The sequence below is a fragment of the Agaribacterium haliotis genome, from assembly GCF_002312815.1.
Lineage (GTDB): Bacteria > Pseudomonadota > Gammaproteobacteria > Pseudomonadales > Cellvibrionaceae > Agaribacterium > Agaribacterium haliotis.
Genome location: NZ_NKQJ01000008.1, coordinates 192,170 through 210,886 on the forward strand (window position 1 = coordinate 192,170; position 18,717 = coordinate 210,886).

At 53.7% G+C, this 18,717-nt stretch carries 17 protein-coding genes; 12 read left to right on the top strand and 5 right to left on the bottom strand.

What is annotated here, in order from left to right:
- Nucleotides 1–111: 111 nt before the first annotated feature.
- Together CFK45_RS11175 and CFK45_RS11180 are read left to right on the top strand one after the other, a co-directional pair.
- The gene (locus CFK45_RS11175) at nt 112–1,740 is read left to right on the top strand and encodes a tetratricopeptide repeat-containing response regulator (protein ID WP_096086522.1); all 1,629 of its coding nucleotides are present in this window, start codon (nt 112–114) and stop codon (nt 1,738–1,740) included.
- 24 nt (nt 1,741–1,764) lie between these two features.
- Nucleotides 1,765–2,454, top strand: a complete 690-nt coding sequence (locus CFK45_RS11180; RefSeq protein WP_096086523.1) for a sensor histidine kinase — start codon at nt 1,765–1,767, stop codon at nt 2,452–2,454.
- A 139-nt stretch (nt 2,455–2,593) separates the two neighbouring features.
- Here CFK45_RS11180 and CFK45_RS11185 read toward each other — a convergent pair whose 3' ends face one another.
- The 3 genes from CFK45_RS11185 to CFK45_RS11195 are packed head-to-tail and all read right to left on the bottom strand — an operon-like array spanning nt 2,594 to nt 7,727.
- The gene (locus CFK45_RS11185; protein WP_096086524.1) at nt 2,594–5,494 is read right to left on the bottom strand and encodes an insulinase family protein; all 2,901 of its coding nucleotides are present in this window, start codon (nt 5,492–5,494) and stop codon (nt 2,594–2,596) included.
- Between the two features lie 18 nt (nt 5,495–5,512).
- Nucleotides 5,513–6,238: a J domain-containing protein gene (locus tag CFK45_RS11190; RefSeq protein ID WP_096086525.1), complete on the bottom strand. Its 726-nt coding sequence runs from the start codon at nt 6,236–6,238 to the stop codon at nt 5,513–5,515.
- A 4-nt stretch (nt 6,239–6,242) separates the two neighbouring features.
- Nucleotides 6,243–7,727: a Ppx/GppA phosphatase family protein gene (locus CFK45_RS11195; RefSeq protein ID WP_096086526.1), complete on the bottom strand. Its 1,485-nt coding sequence runs from the start codon at nt 7,725–7,727 to the stop codon at nt 6,243–6,245.
- A 133-nt stretch (nt 7,728–7,860) separates the two neighbouring features.
- On the opposite strand from CFK45_RS11195, the gene CFK45_RS11200 reads away from it, so the two are divergent.
- The 3 genes from CFK45_RS11200 to CFK45_RS11210 are packed head-to-tail and all read left to right on the top strand — an operon-like array spanning nt 7,861 to nt 10,948.
- The gene (locus tag CFK45_RS11200) at nt 7,861–8,463 is read left to right on the top strand and encodes a class I SAM-dependent methyltransferase (protein ID WP_096086527.1); all 603 of its coding nucleotides are present in this window, start codon (nt 7,861–7,863) and stop codon (nt 8,461–8,463) included.
- The gene (gene msrA, locus CFK45_RS11205) at nt 8,460–9,113 is read left to right on the top strand and encodes a peptide-methionine (S)-S-oxide reductase MsrA (protein ID WP_096086528.1); all 654 of its coding nucleotides are present in this window, start codon (nt 8,460–8,462) and stop codon (nt 9,111–9,113) included. The genes CFK45_RS11200 and msrA overlap by 4 nt, the downstream gene beginning before the upstream one ends.
- A gap of 59 nt (nt 9,114–9,172) precedes the next feature.
- Nucleotides 9,173–10,948 (top strand): FimV/HubP family polar landmark protein, encoded by a 1,776-nt coding sequence (locus CFK45_RS11210; protein WP_096086529.1) that lies wholly within the window; start codon nt 9,173–9,175, stop codon nt 10,946–10,948.
- Nucleotides 10,949–10,952: 4 nt separating this feature from the next.
- On the opposite strand, the gene CFK45_RS11215 is transcribed toward CFK45_RS11210, so the two are convergent.
- Both CFK45_RS11215 and CFK45_RS11220 read right to left on the bottom strand, forming a co-directional pair.
- The gene (locus CFK45_RS11215; protein WP_096086530.1) at nt 10,953–11,252 is read right to left on the bottom strand and encodes an EscU/YscU/HrcU family type III secretion system export apparatus switch protein; all 300 of its coding nucleotides are present in this window, start codon (nt 11,250–11,252) and stop codon (nt 10,953–10,955) included.
- Nucleotides 11,253–11,259: 7 nt separating this feature from the next.
- Nucleotides 11,260–13,020 carry a flagellar hook-length control protein FliK gene (locus CFK45_RS11220; protein WP_096086531.1) on the bottom strand — a complete coding sequence of 587 codons (1,761 nt, stop codon included), beginning with the start codon at nt 13,018–13,020 and terminating at the stop codon, nt 11,260–11,262.
- Nucleotides 13,021–13,109: 89 nt separating this feature from the next.
- Here CFK45_RS11220 and ccmA point away from each other — a divergent pair, with 89 nt between their 5' ends.
- Genes ccmA through CFK45_RS11255 form a run of 7 tightly spaced genes read left to right on the top strand, consistent with a single transcriptional unit; the run spans nt 13,110 to nt 18,430 of the window.
- Nucleotides 13,110–13,766 (top strand): cytochrome c biogenesis heme-transporting ATPase CcmA, encoded by a 657-nt coding sequence (gene ccmA, locus CFK45_RS11225; protein ID WP_096086532.1) that lies wholly within the window; start codon nt 13,110–13,112, stop codon nt 13,764–13,766.
- On the top strand, nt 13,759–14,448 hold the full coding sequence (ccmB, locus tag CFK45_RS11230; RefSeq protein ID WP_096086533.1) for a heme exporter protein CcmB: 690 nt from the start codon (nt 13,759–13,761) through the stop codon (nt 14,446–14,448). The genes ccmA and ccmB overlap by 8 nt, the downstream gene beginning before the upstream one ends.
- A gap of 10 nt (nt 14,449–14,458) precedes the next feature.
- Nucleotides 14,459–15,202, top strand: a complete 744-nt coding sequence (locus CFK45_RS11235; RefSeq protein ID WP_096086534.1) for a heme ABC transporter permease — start codon at nt 14,459–14,461, stop codon at nt 15,200–15,202.
- Nucleotides 15,202–15,396, top strand: coding sequence for a heme exporter protein CcmD (ccmD, locus tag CFK45_RS11240; protein ID WP_096086535.1), 195 nt, complete (start codon nt 15,202–15,204; stop codon nt 15,394–15,396). The genes CFK45_RS11235 and ccmD overlap by 1 nt, the downstream gene beginning before the upstream one ends.
- 8 nt (nt 15,397–15,404) lie before the next feature.
- Entirely contained in the window at nt 15,405–15,878 is a 474-nt protein-coding gene (gene ccmE, locus CFK45_RS11245) for a cytochrome c maturation protein CcmE (RefSeq protein WP_096086558.1), read from the top strand.
- Nucleotides 15,879–15,887: 9 nt separating this feature from the next.
- Nucleotides 15,888–17,873 (top strand): heme lyase CcmF/NrfE family subunit, encoded by a 1,986-nt coding sequence (locus CFK45_RS11250; protein ID WP_096086536.1) that lies wholly within the window; start codon nt 15,888–15,890, stop codon nt 17,871–17,873.
- Nucleotides 17,873–18,430, top strand: coding sequence for a DsbE family thiol:disulfide interchange protein (locus CFK45_RS11255; RefSeq protein WP_096086537.1), 558 nt, complete (start codon nt 17,873–17,875; stop codon nt 18,428–18,430). The genes CFK45_RS11250 and CFK45_RS11255 overlap by 1 nt, the downstream gene beginning before the upstream one ends.
- Nucleotides 18,431–18,717: the final 287 nt, after the last annotated feature.

Here is an 18,717-nt window from a genome sequence, read left to right on the forward strand (position 1 = left end):
GCAGTTTGGCATTGCGCTGTGGGTTGTGATGGGGCGCCATGATAGCCGCCTCGTCAGAGCCTAACAATCAACTACACTCACTGTTAGGAAATAAAAGGAATAAGGCCTGCAGTGACTTCGTCGAACTATCACACGCTTAAGGTATTGATTGCGGACGACTTTAGCAACTTTCGCAACACCATCCAGCAAATGTTGGTAGAGCTCGGTGTCAGCAATATTGCCATGGCAAACAGCGCTGAAACGGTGATCGAAAAGTGTGAGCACGAGCGCTTTGATATTGTGCTCTGTGATTACAATCTCGGCAGTGGCCGCAATGGCCAACACGTATTAGAAGAGCTGCGCCACCGCCAGTTAATAGATAGCCAAGCCGTGTTTATTCTGGTGTCGGCCGAGGCGGGGCGCAACATTGTTATGTCGGCGTACGACAGTGCGCCCGATGACTACCTGATGAAGCCGATTACAGCGCAGATGCTGCAGGGCCGCTTAAAGCGGCTGTTGGCTGCGCGGGCCCACTTTGCCGGTGTGTATCAGGCCCTTGATCGAGGCGATAAAGAGCTCGCGTGTGAACGCTTGATTGCAATGAGCCTGGAACAGGGGCGACATACCTGTTTAGCGCAAAAAATGCTGGGCGAGCTATTTCTGGAGCTCGGCGAGTATCGCAAAGCTGAAAAGCTCTACCAGCGTGTGCTCGAGAGTCGTGAGCTGGATTGGGCGCGACTTGGTTTAGCAAAAGCTAAGCAGCTAATGGGGGATCTCGAACAGGCCGAGCAGTGGCTTGAGCGTATTATTGATGAAAATTATCTGTTCCTGCCGGCCTACGATACCTTGAGTGAAAACTACCTCGCTCGCGGCGATACAGTTAAAGCTCAAGATGTTGTAAAGCAGAGTGTCGAAGTCAGCCCGATGTCCATTCTTCGCCAAAAAAACTTGGCGGGCCTGGCGCGCGACAACAAAGCGCGCGACTTGGCTGTTGAGGCGATGCATAAAGTTGTGCGCCTCGGGCGCTTTAGCTGTTTTGGTCGGCGCGAAGATAAGCTGCTGCTGGCGCGCGCTGTGGCCGATGCCCTGGAGCACGAGGTCGATGTCTCTGCCAGCTTGTTTAACGAAGCTTGCGAATTGCTCAGCGACAAACAGCAGCACGCCGAGCTCGATACGCTGGCCAATGTGCAGCTGCTTTATATACAGGCGCGTTTATTTGCCGGCAAAGGTGAGCTCGACACGGCCAAACAAATGGTGGTTGAAGCCGAGACTCGCTTGACGGTTGAAGATTCAGATATCGACGTAGAGCTCGATCATATTCGCGCACTGCTGAGCCTCGATTACGAACAAAAATGCAATCAGCTGCTCGAGCGCCTGCAAGAGCTCTATGCGGACGATCAGCAGGCGCTGGAAAAACTCGATGAATTCTTAAGTGAGCCGGCAAGTGAAGCGAGTAAAGCACTGGTGGCTGAGGTCAATCGCGAAGGCATCGAGCTCTATAATCAAGAGCGCTACGACGAAGCGCTCGCCTGTTTTGACAAGGCCCTGCAGCTGTTCCCTAAGCACTTGGGCCTTAAGCTAAATATCGTGCAGGCAATGCTCGGCAAAATGAAGCATTGCGACGACGATAGTTTGCTTGAGTCCGTTGGCGAAAACAGCCGCGATGCGCTTGAGAACATCGCTGCACAAATTGATGAGCATCACGCCCAGTTTAAGCGTTTTTTACAGCTCAAAGCGATGGCTTTGAAATTAAATGCCTGACCCCCAGCTCAATGAGGCCGCAGTATGAACAAGAACACTGAACTCGACTTTGCGACGGTGCTCGCTTCCAGTGTGCACGATATGAAAAATTCTGTAGCCATGCTGCTTGTCAACGTCGAGAGCATACTTGAGCGCTACCAGCCAAAAGGGCCAGAGGAGAGTCAGAGCTTTAAAAGCTTACATTACGAAGCCTCGCGCATTAACGGCGAGCTGATCCAGCTATTGAGTTTGTATCGCATGGATCACAAATTACTCACCGCCCAGATCGACGAATACTATTTAAGCGACATGTTGGAAGAGCAGGTGGCGAGAAACCAGCTGTTATTAGATACCAGTGACGTGAATTTGGAGCTTGATGTCGACGATGCGCTGGCCTGGTATTTTGATGTCGACTTGGTTGCAGGTGTTGTGCACAACGTTTTATTAAATTGCATTCGCTACACCAAAGCAAAGGTAAAAATATCTGCGCAAGAAGAGCGGGGCTGGTTAAAAATCAGTGTTGCCGACGATGGCCAGGGTTACCCGGATATTATGCTGCAGCAGCCGCAAATTATGGCCGAGTACGCGCAACTTGGCGATGGTCAAACTCACCTGGGCCTTTTTTTTGCCGCGCGCATTGCGCAGATGCACAAACAAGCGGATAAAGTCGGGCGAATAGAATTGCGCAACAATGCCAGTTTAGGTGGCGGCGAGTTTATTTTATATTTGCCGTAAATGCTCTTCTGGTTTTCACCGCCAGGCTTTTGCCTCCAGGCTTAGACCGCAGGCCCTGAACGTAAACTAAAAATGAAACTAATAGTGAATTTAAAAACAGGGCGCGGCGGCATTTTTATTGTCGGGTAGTTAGCTTGAATTAAAGCTCTACAAGTTCAAGGCCGAGACCTTGGGCTTGCTGCTCTTCAGTGCGGCCGCAAACAACCGCGGTGCTGGCCTTGTCCTTAGTTAAATACAGCTGGCTGACACGCACGAGATCGTCGTAGCTGGTTGCGAGTATGCGCTTTCGATACTGCTGGCGCAGCTCTAAGCTGCGCCCGTGCAATTCGCTGTGGAAGCAGCGTTTGGCGCGCCCGGCTGGGCTTTCCGAGCGATCGACCGCACTTATCGTACCGAGAATGGCCTCCTCGAGCTTGTCGTGATCGGCGCTGTTGTTTTGTAGCCAGCTGATGCTGTTGTCAAAGTCTGCAAGTGTGTCGGCCATGCGCGGGTCGCGGTAGGAATAAAAACGGAAGCAGGCCGCGTTGCTGTCTTGTGAGGCGCCGCCACCGTAGGCGCCGCCTTGTTCACGGATGGCTTTGTGTAAATAACCGTTGCGCAGATAGTTGCCGAGTACAACCAGCGCGGCGGCGTCTTCGTGCGCCATGCTGACCGTGGGGTAGGCGCGCGCACAAAAATTCACCTGAGTGTTACACAGCCACGCTTGCTGGCGCAGTTCAAACTGGAAGTCGCTTAACTGAAATTGATCGTTTGTTGAGTGGGGTTGCTGCTCAAAAAGTTGCTCTGGCGTGGCCAGTGTTTGATCGCCAATCAGCAATACATGCGTTAAGTTTGAGCTCAACTGGCTGTGCAGTTTGGCCAGGTTTTCGCCGATAGTTGCCATCGTGTCGGCATCGGCGCTTTTTTCGCGCAGCGCCTTCATGCGGGCAATGGCTTCGAGCCCGGAATAGCTGTGGTTTAAGCTGGCTGGCACACTTAAGCCCGCCGCTGCGGCGCTCATGGCCAGAGCGTGGCCATTACCAGTGACACTTTGCTCCATGCCAATGCTCAGTTGAGCAATGATTTCAGAAATACGGCTGTGTTCTTCAAAGCGAGCGGACGAAATAATGCTCTGCATCAGCTCGCTTAGGGCCTCGTGATTGCGCTCAAGCGCTTTACCTGAATAAACAAAAAAACTGCTGAGTTCATTGGTGTTTAAGCTGCCGCCCCGAATTGAGCTAAATGCCGAGATGCCGCCGCTGACGGCGTTTTGCCAGCGCTGCATATCGAGGTAGTTTTTATCGCCGGCGCCGAGCTCACCGACACAGTGGCCGTATAGTGATAGCTGATTGAGCAGCTCACGGTTAAGCGCTGGCAGCTGATAAATAGCTTGCTGATAGACCAGGCCATTGGTGCCTGTGTGGTAGTGACTAAAATTCACACCACCTATAAGTTTGGGTTCGGCGCTGACATGGCTCTCTTGCTCGGGCACATCTTCGAGCCCGACTTTGGGCAGGCTGCCCGGGTCGTCGACGCTTTCCTGACGCTGTTTTAGCGCGATGCTTTGTTCGATAATGGCCTGGCTTTCCCGCTCGCTGAGCGAGGCCTTAATCTTGGCTAAGCGCTGCTTTTCGGCATCGATTTGGCGCTGCGCCATTTTTGCATCCGGGCTTAAGTGCAGGCGCACACTGTGGGCATTATCAAGCAGCAGCTCGCGAATTAAATTGGGGATGAAGTTTGTGTCTTGTATCTGCTCGCGCAGCTGCGCAAGTGCGCCGTCGAGATCGAGTAAATTAGCCGGGTCGCCACCGTGATTAGCGCTATTTAACGCTTTTAGTATCAGCTGCAGGCCGTAGGGGTAAGAATCGCCGCCGATTTCGCGCTGCTGTAACTCAAGTTGGTGCAGTGCCGCCTCGATGTCTTCCTGGGGCACGCCGTCGCGCGCAACTCGGGCTAAACAGTCGTGAATTTGCTGTTCGATATCGTCGGCGCTGTCGCCCTGGGCACCGCTTAGGCCACAGACAAATGTCATTTCTTTTTGGCTGTCGTCGAGGCCGCAAAGTGGCGACGGCGCCGAGCCCAGCTCGCTCGACTCAAGCACGTGCATAAGTGGGCTGGCGCTGTGATCGAGAAGCACGCTCGACAGCAGTTGCGCTTTGAGCAGCGAATCGAGCTCACAGCTCTTGCCGAGCAGCCAGGCTTGCACCACGTGGTGCTTGTTGTCGCTGTCACTTTCGTCGTTGGCGTAAGCTTCTTGCACACGCACCGGAGCGTGATAGCGTTTTTCGTCGCTGACTTCGATTTGGGTATCGAGGCGCTCGAAGCGCTTGAGTACCTGCTGCTCAAATTTTTGTTGCAGCTCATCGGCGCCGATGCTGCCAAAGCTCATAAAAATGGCGTTGCTCGGGTGGTAGTGCGTGCGGTAAAACTCGAGTAATTGCTCGTAGCTAAGATCGGGAATGCAGTCGGGCTCGCCGCCGCTGTTAAAGTGGTAGGTCGATGTTGGAAATAAGTATTTGCTCAAGCTCTGCCAAAGTTGGCTGTTCACCGAGCTCATCGCGCCTTTCATTTCGTTGTAGACAACACCCTTAAATTCAAGCTCGGAATTTGGGTTTTCCATTTCTGAAAACTCGAGTCGGTGGCCCTCCTGGGCAAAGTCGAGCTTATCTAAGCGCGAGAAAAATACCGCGTCGAGGTAGACATCGAGCAAGTTGTGAAAATCTTTTTTATTGAGGCTGGCAAAGGGGTAGGCGGTCCAGTCGCTGCTGGTAAAGGCGTTCATAAAGGTGTTTAGCGAGCGTCTGGTCATCATAAAAAATGGGTCGCGAACCGGGTAGCGCTCACTGCCGCACAGCGCGGTGTGTTCGAGTATGTGAGCGACGCCGCTAGAATCGTGGGGCACGGTTTTTAGTGCTACCAGAAAGACATTTTCTTCTGAGTCGGACTTTAAGTGGATGTGCTGAGCGCCGGTTTTTCGGTGTTCAAATTCCTGTACACAAATATTTAGCGAAGCGATGTGTTGCTCGCGCAGTAGCGTAAATGGTTTGCTGGCGTCGGTCATGAGTGGCTTCTTGTTCGATTATTTGTTGTCGATATGTTTGATTAATAAATCCCGCGCTAAATTAACACGCGATGCAAGGTAGTCGTTGCCGCCGCGGTCCGGGTGCAGCTTTTGCATCAGGCGTTTATAAGCCAGGTCGATATCTTTTTTGCTGTATTGTTCGTCGAGCCCCAATATCAAGCGGGCTTCATCGATGCTCGGGTTGGCGAGATTGCTATCGTTTTGGTAGTGCTGTTGTTGCTGCTGTTGGTTATTTGGCCCGCCGCGCCGTTGGCGGTAGACGCCAAGCAAATACCAGGCGCGCTTGTCTTGACTTTCGAGGCTTTGTTGCAAGCTCGTCAATTCACTATCGCTGAGCTCGTCGAGTTGTTTTCCGGCAAATTCACCGCTTAACACCTGGCCGCTGATTTTTCCGCTCTGCAAGTCTAGGCGCATTTCAATATGCTCAGTGCGAAATACCGGGTTTTTAAAAAGCCCGGCCCGGCGCCCCATTTGCAAAAATGGTAAAAAGCGAAGTGCGGTGCTGGCACCGATTTTAGCGATGGCCAGGGCCCCGGCGGCGACCGCGCCAAACCAGTGCAGACGGCCGGTGACAACGGCAATTAATAACAGTGCAATGAGCCCGTAACTCAGATATTGAAACAGGCGCGCACGGCGTTCTTTGGGCGGCATCTTTTTTAGGCTGCGGCTAAATAACCAGACTAAAAAAACAACAATTAAAATGGGGATTAATTTGAATATCATAGAATTAACTTGCCTCTTCTAAAAGCAAGTGCATACCAATACTGTTTAGTTGACTGACTTCATCAAGCAGGCCCTGGCGCGAGAGCGGGTTGAGCTCTAGCCAGTGCTGCTGAAAACTTAAAACATACACGCCGCGATCAAGGCGCAGCGTAAACGTGACTTTTTGATCTTCTCGGCGGCGATTCAGCCTGACGGCTAAACGCAAACAAAGCAGCAGTTGTTCAAACGCTGGGCGGATGCTTTGGTCAATGCTGTCGTAGTCGCCGCTGCGTATTTTTTTTCTCTGAAAGCGCAGCAAGCTTGCGATGCAAAATTGCTCAAAGCGGCCAAAACCTGCAAGGTCACTGTGTTTTAGCAGGTAATAGGCGTGCTTGTGGTGAGCCGAGTGGCTGATGCTCAGGCCGCACTCATGCAGCAGCGCCGCCCAGCGCAATACCTTCGTGCGCGACACCCCCGGCAGGCGCGGTTCGTCCTGTTTTAACTGTTGCCACAGCGACATCGCTGTTTGGCTGACGCGCTGGGCTTGGTCGTCGTCTACCTTAAAGCGCTGCAATAATTGTTGTACCGTGTTTTCACGGATATCTTCGTTGCTAAAACGGCCGATGGTTTCGTAAATAAGCCCGTCTTTTAAACTGGCATCGGCGACCTGAATCTGCTCGATTTTTAGCTGATCGCAAATGGCTTTAATAATAGCGATGCCGGCTGGCAATACATCGCGCCGCAGCTTGGGCAGCTCGTCATCGTCGAGATCGCGGCCCTGCATTAGCTCCTGCATCAACTGGCACAGCTCATCGTACTTAATGACGGCGCCACCGGTGTTATTGAGCACCGCCGCGACCGCTTTCATTGTGCCTGAGGTGCCAAAAGCGAGCTCCCAGCCACGCCTTAAATAGGGCTGGCGAATGCTTTCGAGCTCGGCGCAGGCGGCCATATAGCTTTTATTCAAAGCTTCGCCGAGGTGGCTCTTTTTCTTAAAAAAACGATTGGTGTGGGCAACGCAGCCCATATTTAAACTTTCGAGCAATTGTGGGCTAGATGATTTACCGATAATAAATTCGGTACTGCCACCGCCGATGTCGATCACCAGGCGCTGGCGTTTGGGGTCGGCCACCGAGTGACTGAGGCCTTGATAAACCAGGCGCGCTTCTTCAAAACCGCTGATGATTTCTATGCTGTGGCCGAGTGCGCTTTCAGCTTTGCGTAAAAACTGAGCACTGTTTTTTGCCGCGCGCAAGGTTTTTGTGCCGACCGCACGCACTTGCTCTTCAGGTAGGTCGCGAAGGCGCTCAGAAAAACGCTGCAGGCAATCCAGCGCGCGCGCTTTGGCCTCGTCACTTAAGACGCCGTCGTGGTCGAGGCCGCGCGCGATTTGCACCATTTCTTTTTCGCGGTCAATAATTTCGAACTGACCGTCACTAGAGCGGCCAATAATCATATGAAAACTGTTGGAACCTAGGTCTATCGCAGCAAAATACGGAGATCGGGCCATGCTGTGCCTTGAACTACAAAGAAACTTTCGGTGAGAATTATGCCTCTCGTTACGGTCTTTTTACAGGCCTTCGTCACAGAGCTTGGCATTCGTCGTTTTTTCAGCTCGACCACTTTGAATTGGAGATAGCAGTTTGCCCGATCACGAGTACAGCGCCTTTGGTGTGCGCATTTGCAAAAATAGTCACAAAGAAATTAGGCGTATTCGCCGCGACAGTGGTGCGCCGGCGATACACGGCAATAAACTCTGGCGCGCTAGCTTTTTATTGATGGATTATCTCGAAGAGAGCGGCCTTGAGCCCGGTATGCGCGTACTAGAGCTCGGCTGCGGTTACGGTTTGGCTGGTGTGTACTGTGCCAAAAAGTACGGTGCCGAAGTGGTTGCGCTCGATGCCGATGCCGCTGTGCTGCCTTATGCCGAGTTGCACGCCGAGCTAAACGGGGTAGAAATCAGCACCTGGAATACACGCTATGAAAAACTTCGCGCTGTCGACTTCGAAGATTTTGACTTGGTGTTAGGGGCCGATATCTGTTTTTGGGATCAAATGAGTCAGCTGTTGTATAACTTGATTCGCCGCGCCCAGCGCAACGGGCCGACTTCTGTATTAATGGCTGATCCGGGGCGTCCACCGTTTCGGGAAATGGCCGAGCGCGCCGAGGCTAAGCTTGGCGCTGAATACTTTGACTGGTATGTCAATCACCCCTGGAACGCCTCTGGAGTTATGCTTGCACTATGAATAGAGATGATGCACTTAAACAAAAAGCTTCAACACTGACTTTGCCCGGCGTCGAACAGGCTCTGCCAGGGCGCGACGATGCGTTGCTGCCGCCGTGTCAGCACGCAATTTTTAAACGCAGCCTTTTGCCACCGTGGCCCGAGGGTTATGAACAAGTCGCATTTGGCATGGGCTGTTTTTGGGGCGCGGAACGTTTGTTCTGGCGCGAGGCCAAGCTTTGGCTCAGTTGCGTTGGCTACGCTGGCGGAATAACGCCAAACCCTAGTTATACGGAAGTGTGCTCAGGGGCGACCGGTCACGCCGAAGTGGTGCTGCTTGTCTATAATCCTGAAGAGTGCAGCTTTAGTGAGTTGCTGTCTCTGTTCTGGCGATCGCACGATCCTACTCAGGGCATGAGACAGGGCAACGATGTCGGAACTCAATATCGCTCGGCAATCTATTGGCAAAATGATGCCCAGCGAGAACTCGCGCTGAGCAGCCGCGATAGTTACGCCGATGCGCTCGGTGCTCAAGGCTTTGCTCCGATAACAACAGAAATCAAAGCTCTGGAGCATTTTTATTACGCTGAGGAAACGCATCAGCAGTACCTTGCCCACAATCCTAACGGCTATTGCGGGCTTAAGGGTACGGGGGTTGTTGCGACACCTTAGTTAAAGCTTCAAGCCTGTGTTGCGCCTGTCGCGTTGCGGGCCAATAGAGGGATCAAGTTTTGACTCGTCGCCCACACGCTCGCCAATTTCGCAGCCTGCGCCTCGCCGCTGCAATTACTCTACTCAGTCACGCAGGTTATAGTTACTCGGTTGGTCTCGGCGAGATTCAACACAACCCGGTTGTTGGCGAGCCACTTGAGGCGCGCATCGCTGTCAACGGCGTGCGCGACATTGACCCGGACAACTTGCTGGTGCGTTTGTTAGACCCGGACGAGGCCCGCGCCATGGGCATTGAGTTGTTTTTTAGCGCCTACCGGGTGCGCGCCCGGGTCGAGGAGCTCGATGCCAGTAATGCTTTTATTGTGCTCGAAAGCGATATTAGGGTCTCTGAACCTTATATCAATCTTTTGCTGGAGCTGCGCTGGCCCGGGGGCACGGTTTACCGCGAATACGATTTGCTTTTTGATGCGCCGGCTGGCGTAAATGCGGCTGAGCAAAGTGCCGCCGGGCTCGGGCAGGCGGGGCCGGGCGGTGAATTTAGTCGCTCCGGCTCAGGCAGCGATGGGCGAAGCGGTGGCGGTGCCCGTTCGAGCGATGCCGCAGGTAGTTCAGCGCGCGCTTCGGCGCCTGCAGTGTCTTCAAGCGCGCTGCGCGAAAACGATAACTCGCCAATTGCACAATCTAGCTATCGGGTTCAATCGGGCGATACCCTAAGTGGCATTGCCAGCCGGGTGTCCCGGCCGGATGGCGTAAGTCATCGCCAGGCTATCGCGCAATTGCACAGGCAAAACCCCGGAGCCTTTCAAAATGGCGATATGAACCGGTTATTAGCGGGCTCAACGCTGAGCATACCTCAGGGTGAGCAGTGGCAAGGCTCGGCAGAGGCCGTTGCCGCTGGCACAGCTGTGCGGGATAAAAGCGCCGATATTTTGCCGGCAAGTTCGAGTCAACAGCCTTTGGCGTTCGACGAGGCGCGCGAGCTAAATGATGCGCGCTTGCGCCTGAGTGAGTCGGCGCTGAAATCGGGCGGTGCGGATTATAGCCGCGCTACCATCCGCGAAGAGATCGACAGTAATCAAGAGATGATTGACCTATTGGTTAAAGAAAATGCCGAGCTCAAGCGGCGCATAGAAAAGATTGAAAACTCTGGATATATCAACACGTTAAGTGAGATAGTTGAAGCCCAGCGTGAACAAATTGCCCAGCTTGAGCGAGAGCGCACAGGCTTGGCTGGCGGCGCCTTAAGCGGCACTGACAATAAGATTGAGGGGGCGGCTTCAAGTGTTGATGCCGAGCTTGCCCAGCTTGAAAAGAGCACTAAGGTTGATGCTGGCCCCGAGGCGCTGACGCCTTGGTACGAGCAGAATTTCCTGTGGCTGGTCGGCGCTCTGTCAGCGTTTGTTAGTTTGATTTTGGGTTTGGCAATGACTTTGATTGTCAGGCGCAGTCAGCACGGGCCTTATCAGGCCATCGATGAAACCGGGGCGGCGGGGCTAGAGCTGGGGCTTGAGCAAGAAGCCGAGCAGGCGCTGCATCAAAATACCGCCGCTGCGGACAATATCCACTGCATTGTTGAGGCGCGCGACCAGCGCCGCGAATTGCAGGGGGCGAATACCATCGGCTCAGAGCTTTCTGAGCTTGACTCCGTTGAGGCCGACGAGCAAAAGCCTGAAGAGGATGTCAGCGAGCTTTTGTCTATGGCTCAGATCTATTCGCGCGCCGGTAAATTTAACGAAGCGCGCTCGATTCTGGATTCCGCCGAAACCGAGCACGACCCGCGTGTAGATAAAGCCCTGAGTGAGTTAGAAGCGATGGAGCAGACTCGCCGCAGCTAATGAGTCATTGGCGAGCGTCAAGCTCATCTTCACAGGCGAACACCAGCTCGTAGGCAAAGGCCAGCACATGGGCAACGGCATTGTAGAGTGCCTCTGGAACCTCTTCTCCGAGCTCGAGCTGGCTTAATAAATCGGCCAAGGCGGGGTTTTCACATATTGGCCGGTCGTTTTCTATGGCCAGTTTGAGGATGGCGTCGGCTAACTCGGCGCTGCCTTTGGCTGTCAACCTGGGGGCGCCGTCGCCGTTGTACTGCAGGGCAACAACCTGGTTGAGCTCTTTTTTATCGATATCTGTAAATTGCATACGAAGCTCAACTGCGCTCGTCGATTAAGCCGCGAGCGGGGCTGGCTTTTGCTTTTGCGTAGCCGGGGCTTTGTTCAACACAGCGCAAGTTATTTATGTTGATACCGTCCTCTTCGAGTTTTTGTTTGAGCTTTGGCAGCTCGCTGCGAATCTGCTGTCTCCAGTAGGCCTGTTCAGCCCAAAGCTCAGAGCTGATGCGCTCATCGAGGCAAACAATTTTTGCACTAAAGCAGCCATGCCCAGGCATGCTCCACTCCATAATCAGTTTCCAGTTGCGACGTTTTTTATTGCTTCCAAGTGGCTGTTGTTCGTCTTGTTCCACGGTGATGCCAATAGGCAGGCTGTGCTGGCCCAGGCGCAACCAAAGCTCTGTTTGTTGTTGCTGCACGTTGCCGTCGAGTTGCTGCTGTAGCAGCTGTAGCTGTTGGCTGTCCAATCGCGCGCTACTTCTAGATATTACTTGCAAAATATCGCTTAACCTTTTGATGTTATTGTTTTTGTCATCTTTTTCTCTTGTTTCTTTTTTGTCGTTCGAAGCAAACAGTGCAGCAACGATTTGACTTAGGGCTCGCTCCAGAGCTGAGCCGCCATCCGCTGCGCCGAATTGCTGCACAAAGAGCTGAAAACTCAGGCCCAGGCTTTGCAATAGCCAGCGAAGTTCGCTGTTGTTTTGCTCTGCCGCGAGACTGGCCTTTTCCGCGCCTAGTGCCGGTGCAGCACCGGCTTGCTGCAAGCCGGCTGAAGTGCCCGGCGCAAATGTGTGAATGCCGAGGTTTGATGCCAGTGCCATTTTGATTGCCGCTACCGTATTTGTTGCCACCGTTGCATAAGCGCTGCCCGAAGGTGGGCTCAAAGACGTTTGTGTCGGCGTATGGGGCGGCATCGGTGAGCTTGTGGCGCCATTGCCGGTATTGCTGGCGGTGCTTAGCGACTGTCTTTGCAAGGGCGTTTGAAGAGCTGTTTGAGCAGCTGCATGCTGCAGCTGCGGGCGCCGATCTAGCCACTGGCGCAGCGCTTTGCTGCTTGTTAACAGTTGTTGTTGCAGCGCTTGCTGTTGCTTCGATTGATTTAGTGCCGTCAAGCTATCGTTGATAGCCCGCTGCAGTGCACGGCTTAATAGCTGAGCGCTGTCCTCGGCGCGGTTTGCCTGCGGCAGGCTTTGGCGCAGCTGCGTCTCGATAAGCTGTTTGGCCAGAGCGATACGCCCGGCGGGCGCGAGTTGCACAGCCTGTTGCAGCAGTTGCTTGGCGCTGGCAGACAACGCGCGAATGGTGCCGTCGCGATTAAACTGCGAGGCGGGCAATTGTTGTTGGTTTTGCTGAGATTGGGGGCCACTTAGCTGAAGCTGTCTTAAGCTCTGATTTTTTAGATCAAATATGAGTTTCTGGCCGAGGTGCTGGCGGCCGTCGTCGATAATCAGCGCCCAAAGCAGCTTTGTATTCGTTTTTGCGCTAGCGGCTGGCGAATAGTTGGGTAGTTGCAGTTTTAATAACAGTTTCGCTGCGCTTTGGTTTTGAGCCTGGGCGCCAGCTCGATCGGGCGCATTACTGTTGGCCTGCAGCCGCTGCAGCTCGGCTTCGAACTTTTGGCTGTCAGTTTGGGCCTGAATCAGTTGTGTGAGCTGCCGCGGGCTCAGTCGCACTTGCTCGACAACACGCACAACTTGTTCGTTTGCTGCGCGCGCCGGCGCATCGCTGTGTAGGCGGGCGCTGCTGGCGGTGATTGAGGGGATGTGTATGTGCATCACAGTATTAAGAAACGGAATCATTATTAAGCATAGTCACTGGCCTTAGATGCTTCGATTAAGTGTGGCTTCCATGTACACTATCGGCCGTTTTTTGTCTTAGATAAGTAACAATGCACTGCCTGGCCTTAGAAAAGTTGTACTTCGAGCGTGAAGACCTGCCGTTATTTGGCGGCCTGTCGGCGTCGTGGCAAAGCGGCAGCATTGTGCAAATTGCCGGTCACAATGGCTGCGGGAAAACAACCCTGTTACGCATGATTGCCGGTCTCTTGCAACCGAGCTCTGGCCGGGTGCTCTGGGATGATAAGGCCAATCGCGGCCTGTCATTTCAGTCTAAGTTGCTGTTTCTTGGCCACCAGGTCGGCGTAAAGATGACTATGACTGCGCTCGAAAACCTGCGCTGGTTTTTTGCCTTGCACGGGCGCAAGTCGGCGGACAAAACCCCTGAAGTCAGTCGCGATGAATTGCTTGAGGCATTAGAGCGAGTCGGGCTCAGAGCTTACGCCGATACGCCGGCGCACTCGATGTCCGCAGGGCAGCAGCGCCGCATAGCGCTGGCGCGTTTGTTTATCAGTGAAGCGCCGCTGTGGATACTCGATGAGCCCTTTACCGCAATCGATAAACACGGGGTCAGCGAGCTCGAGCAGCGCATCGACAAGCACGCCGCGAGCGGCGGCATTGTTTTGCTGACCACACACCAGCGCTGGTCGGCACCGAGCTTTCAAGTGTTGGATCTTGAGCAATATAAAGGTCGCGCCGTCGATGTCTGATATTCGTTTGCCGAGCTCGGGTTTTTACGAAGCGTTCAGGCGCGAGTGCCTAACGGCCGTGCGCAATCGCTCAGAACTCTTTAACCCGCTGATTTTTTTCTTAAGCATCATTATGTTTGTGCCGCTCGGCGTAAGCCCGGATGCCAAGGCTTTGGCGCCGATAGCGCCGGGCATGATCTGGATTGTTGCGCTGTTAGCACTACTTTTATCGTTAGATAAAGTCTTCCAGAGCGACTATGAAGATGGCTGCCTTGAACAGATGCTGTTAAGTGGCCAGAGCATGTACCTTGTCGTCATCGCCAAAGTGCTGGCTCACTGGTGTTTTACCGGCTTGCTGTTAACCCTGTTAAGCCCCGTGCTCGGCTTAATGATGGCGCTGCCGGGCGAAGCTTATATTGCGCTGATGGCGAGTTTGCTGCTCGGCACGGGTGCCTTGAGTTTTATCGGAGCCGTTGGCGCGGCGCTGACGGTGTCTTTGCGCCGGGGCGGCTTGCTGTTATCGCTGATTATTATTCCGCTGTATGTGCCGGTGTTGATCTTTGGTACCAGCGCGGTGCGCTCGGCAGCGCTCGGCGATCCGTGGACGGGCCCGCTCGCCGTTGTTGCGGCGATGTGTTTGTGTGCAATGATGCTCGCACCGCTTGCGGTGGTCGGGGCTTTAAAAATTAGCTTGGAAAATTAAAGAGGTAAACATGGGCTGGCAATGGTTTCACAGGCTGGGCTCGCCAAAGTGGTTTTATGAAAAAACCTCGAATTGGCAACCGTGGATAGGCGCGGCTGCGATCGTGTTGCTGGTGATAGGTGCAAGCTGGGGCCTGGCCTTTGCGCCGACGGACTACAAGCAGGGCAATAGCTATCGCATTATTTATATTCATGTGCCGGCGTCGTTCCTGGCGCTTGCCGGTTATTACACCATGGCCATTGCCGGCGCTATCGGCCTGATCTGGCGCATGAAACTGTCGTTTATGGTGATGAAGGCCGCCGCGCCGATAGGCGCCGTGCTGACCTTTGTGTCGCTGTGCAGTGGTGCGATTTGGGGCAAACCGACCTGGGGCACTTGGTGGGAATGGGACGCGCGTATCACTTCGATGTTGATTCTGTTCTTTTTGTACCTTGGTGTCATCGCCTTGCAGCAGAGTTATCGTAACCAGGATGCCGCCGACAAAACCTCGGCCATTCTGGCCTTGGTTGGCACAGTCAATATCCCGATCATCTACAAAAGTGTCGACTGGTGGTACAGCTTGCATCAGCCGGCAACTCTGAAGTTAACTGGCAAGTCGAGCATAGATCCGAGCATGGCCTGGCCGCTACTGACGATGATTGCCGCGTTTTATGTGGTATATGCCTGGCTGCTGATCGACCGCACGCGCCTCGAGATTCTGCTGCGCGAGCGCAAGGCCCGCTGGGTACAAAAATTGGTCGCAGGAGACAACTAATGGGTTTGGAATTTCAGTTTGCCTCACTGGCTGATTTTATGAGCATGAAAGGTCACGGCCCCTATGTTTGGGCGGCCTACGCCTTAACGTTTGCCGGGCTTGCAGCCCTGGTTGTACAGGTGCGGCTGGCGAAAAAAAGCCTGCGCAAAAAAATTCAAATCTTACGTCTGCGTGAAAGCGAGGATCAGCAATAACTATGGCTATGCACCCTTTGAGAAAACGCCGTTTAATGATTGTGCTGTTTATTGTTATCGGCAGCAGCTTGGTCATTGGTTTAATGCTTTATGCAATGCGCGAGAGCATCAACTTGTTTTATCCGCCGTCGAAGATTGTCAATGGTGAAGCGCCGATAGGCCGCACGATTAAAGCCGGCGGCTGCGTAGTGCCGGGCTCGGTTAAGCGCGAAGATGAAGGCCTCGGTGTGCGCTTTGAGATCACCGACGGCGCCGCCGAGGTGCCGGTGATCTACGAAGGCATCCTGCCGGATCTGTTTGCCGAGGGCGAGGCCGCTGTGGTCGATGGCAAAATGGATAAGCAGGGCGTTTTTCAGGCAACACGCGTGCTGGCTAAGCACGATGAAAACTACACGCCGGCCGAAGTCTCCGAGAATTTACAGACCGACGCCGATGCTCAGGGTGTCGAGCATCAGAAATCCTGCCAAGGCATCAACTACTAAGGGCTGTTTATGTTTCCAGAATACGGACAACTTGCACTTAATTTTGCGCTGTTTTTATCGATCTGCCTGGCGGTGATTCCCCTGGTTGGCAGCTTAACCGGCAAAGTAATTTGGATGGCGAGCGCACGCAGCCTGGCGACGGCGGTGTTTGTGTTTGTCGGCATTGCCTACGCCGTATTGACCTGGGCGTTTTATACCGACGATTTCAGTGTTGCCTACGTCGCTCAAAACAGTAACTCGCTGTTGCCGACCATCTACAAAATCTGCGCCGTTTGGGGCGGTCACGAAGGCTCGCTACTGCTGTGGGTGTTTACGCTGGCGAGCTGGACCTTTGCCGTGAGCTGCTTTTCACGCGCGATGCCGCTTGATCTGGTCGCCCGCATTTTAAGTGTGCTGGGCATGATCAGTGTTGGCTTTCTCTCGTTTATGCTGTTCACCTCAAACCCCTTTGAGCGAGTGTTGCCGAATATTCCGATGGATGGCAGCGATCTTAACCCGCTGCTCCAGGACCCGGGTTTTGTCATCCACCCGCCGATGCTTTACATGGGTTATGTTGGTTTTTCGGTGGTGTTTGCATTTGCCATCGCCGCATTGATTGGCGGCCGCATTGATTCAGCCTGGGCGCGCTGGGCGCGGCCGTGGACCAATGTCGCCTGGGCCTTTCTCGGTGTCGGCATTATGCTCGGCAGCTGGTGGGCGTATTACGAACTGGGCTGGGGCGGCTGGTGGTTCTGGGATCCGGTTGAAAACGCGTCGTTTATGCCGTGGTTGGCCGGCACCGCGCTTATTCACTGTCTGGCGATGACCGAAAAGCGCGGCGTGTTTGTGAACTGGACTCTGCTATTGGCGATACTGGCATTTTCTCTAAGCCTGCTCGGTACCTTCTTGGTGCGCTCGGGTGTATTGACCAGTGTGCACGCGTTTGCGTCGGACCCGTCGCGCGGTATGTTTATTCTCGGCTTTTTGGCCGTTGCGGTTGGTGGCTCGCTTACGCTCTATGCACTTCGCGCCCCCGAGCTTAAGAGCGAAGCGGGTTTTGAAGTGGTATCGCGCGAAAGTTTTATGCTGTTTAACAGCCTGATTTTTGTGCTGGCCTGTGCGTTTGTACTGCTCGGAACCTTGTTCCCGCTGATAGCTGATGCACTGGACTTGGGTAAATACAGTGTCGGCGAGCCGTACTTTAATTTGTTTTTCCCGCCGATGATGGCGCTGGTTGGCTGCCTGCTCGGCGTCGGCGTGATGTTAAATTGGAAGCGCGGCCGCATCGAGCGCAGCGTATTCTGGCAGGCTGGTGCGGCCAGCCTTAGCTTGTTTTTGGCAATATTGTTGCCGTCGATTTACGGCGATACGTTTAGCATTGGCGCTGCGCTTACGATTTTTGTCGGCAGCTGGGTCATTTTTGCCTCAATCATCGACTATATTCGCCGCTGCGCACAAAGCGGGCGCGCGGGCTTTCGTTTTCAGAGATTTACCGCCAGCTATTGGGGCATGATGATAGCTCACGCAGGTTTTGGTGTGTGCCTGCTCGGCGCCGGCATCGATTCAATCTATGCCGAGCAACGCGATTTGCGTGTGCGCGCCGGCACCGCGGTTGAAGTTGGCGGCTACCAGTTTGAGCTGCTGGAAGTCACCCGTGTGCGCGGGCCAAACTATTGGGCCGATAGGGGCCAGTTTGTGGTTAGCCGCAACGGCGAGCAGATTGCGACCATGCAACCTGAAAAGCGCCGTTATTTTTCCGGCGGCAATATGATGACCGAAGCGGCCATTGATGCCGGTTTATTTCGCGATCTCTATGTCTCACTTGGCGATAAAATTAACAACAGCGACTACGCCGTGCGTATTTATATGAAACCGCTGGTGCGCTGGATTTGGCTGGGCGCTTTATTAATGTCTATTGGCGGTGTGATTGCAATTGCCGACAAGCGCTATCGCCGGGTAAAAGTGGTTGGTGACAAAGCCGTGCGCGTAGCGCCAGTAACAGGGAATGCCTCGTAATGAAACGTCTGTTCTTGTTTGTGCCGGTCGCTTTATTTGTGGTGCTTGGTATCTTTTTGTTTTCGGGTATAGGCAAAGACCCAACCGAGCTGCCGTCTATGGCGCTTGGCAAAAAAATGCCGGCCTTTGAACTGCCCGAGCTCGGTGCGGATACGCGCACCGTCACCGAAAAACAGCTGCTTGGCCGGGCGGCGGTGCTCAATGTGTGGGCTTCGTGGTGCCCGACCTGCGTGCACGAGCACCCATTTTTGCTCAAGCTCAGCAAGCGCGGTATTCCCGTTATAGGTATTAATTATCAAGACGAAGATCAGGCCGCGCTTAACTGGCTCGAGAAATATAAAAACCCCTATGAATTGATCATTGTCGATAAAAAAGGGCGCTTAGGCTTTGATCTTGGGGTAACCGGCGCGCCAGAGACCTTTTTGCTCGATGCGAACGGGCAAATACGTTATCGCCACACCGGTGTGCTCGATGAGGCCGTATGGCAGGCGCATTTTGCTTCAAGTTTTGCTGGGCAAAGCGATGCTCAGGTAGGGCAGGCCAGCGCCGAGCCTTAAACGCTTATTCGTTGACTTATCACTTTTGATTTTTCTGCACTGCTCGCGCTGGCGCATCGCTATGTAAAGGCTACAGTGTGAGCTTGTGATGCTTGCTGACCTTCGTGTTTTGCGCTGTAGTAAACGCCAGCCGCTAAATACTAAGCAGTGCTTGATGTATTTGCAGCATATGTCGCGAACTTTCGTACAACAAGGTAGTATGCTTTGTCGCCTGAATGCCCCTGGCTATTATTGCCGGGGCTTTAAGTTTGGGCTTTTAGGGCAAGTGAAGGTAAAGCGTAAGATGG

Excerpts from the sequence above, each read along its gene's own strand:
- CFK45_RS11180 (WP_096086523.1), top strand. The coding sequence starts at position 1,765 with ATGAACAAGAACACTGAACTCGACTTTGCGACGGTGCTCGCTTCCAGT.
- CFK45_RS11185 (WP_096086524.1), bottom strand. The coding sequence starts at position 5,494 with ATGACCGACGCCAGCAAACCATTTACGCTACTGCGCGAGCAACACATC.
- CFK45_RS11190 (WP_096086525.1), bottom strand. The coding sequence starts at position 6,238 with ATGATATTCAAATTAATCCCCATTTTAATTGTTGTTTTTTTAGTCTGG.
- CFK45_RS11195 (WP_096086526.1), bottom strand. The coding sequence starts at position 7,727 with ATGGCCCGATCTCCGTATTTTGCTGCGATAGACCTAGGTTCCAACAGT.
- msrA (WP_096086528.1), top strand. The coding sequence starts at position 8,460 with ATGAATAGAGATGATGCACTTAAACAAAAAGCTTCAACACTGACTTTG.
- CFK45_RS11215 (WP_096086530.1), bottom strand. The coding sequence starts at position 11,252 with ATGCAATTTACAGATATCGATAAAAAAGAGCTCAACCAGGTTGTTGCC.
- CFK45_RS11220 (WP_096086531.1), bottom strand. The coding sequence starts at position 13,020 with ATGATTCCGTTTCTTAATACTGTGATGCACATACACATCCCCTCAATC.
- ccmA (WP_096086532.1), top strand. The coding sequence starts at position 13,110 with ATGCACTGCCTGGCCTTAGAAAAGTTGTACTTCGAGCGTGAAGACCTG.
- ccmB (WP_096086533.1), top strand. The coding sequence starts at position 13,759 with ATGTCTGATATTCGTTTGCCGAGCTCGGGTTTTTACGAAGCGTTCAGG.
- CFK45_RS11235 (WP_096086534.1), top strand. The coding sequence starts at position 14,459 with ATGGGCTGGCAATGGTTTCACAGGCTGGGCTCGCCAAAGTGGTTTTAT.
- ccmD (WP_096086535.1), top strand. The coding sequence starts at position 15,202 with ATGGGTTTGGAATTTCAGTTTGCCTCACTGGCTGATTTTATGAGCATG.
- ccmE (WP_096086558.1), top strand. The coding sequence starts at position 15,405 with ATGCACCCTTTGAGAAAACGCCGTTTAATGATTGTGCTGTTTATTGTT.
- CFK45_RS11250 (WP_096086536.1), top strand. The coding sequence starts at position 15,888 with ATGTTTCCAGAATACGGACAACTTGCACTTAATTTTGCGCTGTTTTTA.
- CFK45_RS11255 (WP_096086537.1), top strand. The coding sequence starts at position 17,873 with ATGAAACGTCTGTTCTTGTTTGTGCCGGTCGCTTTATTTGTGGTGCTT.